This window comes from Nocardioides abyssi (assembly GCF_030412915.1).
Lineage (GTDB): Bacteria > Actinomycetota > Actinomycetes > Propionibacteriales > Nocardioidaceae > Nocardioides > Nocardioides abyssi.
Genome location: NZ_JAUHJR010000120.1, coordinates 1 through 283, shown reverse-complemented (window position 1 = coordinate 283; position 283 = coordinate 1). Strand labels below are relative to the sequence as shown.

1 pseudogene is annotated in these 283 nt (G+C 66.8%); it reads right to left on the bottom strand.

The features are described from left to right. Positions 1-283, bottom strand: a pseudogene (locus tag QWY29_RS20165) (preprotein translocase subunit SecY); the annotation flags it as partial.

Sequence of the window (283 nt, the reverse complement as noted above, 5' to 3'; positions counted from 1 at the left end):
AGAGCAGCGAGGAGGCGAAGATGACCGGGATGATGCCGGCCTGGTTCACCTTGAGCGGGATGTAGGTCGAGGAGCCGCCGAACATCTTGCGCCCGACCATCCGACGCGCGTACTGCACGGGGATGCGGCGCTGGGCCTGCTCGATGAAGATCACCGCGGCCACGATCACCAGGCCGATGGCCAGGACCACGCCGAAGAGCCACCAGCCCTGCGACTTCTGGACCTCCCACCGCGCGGCCGGGAAGGTCGCGACGACCTGGCAGAAGATCAGGATCGACATGCC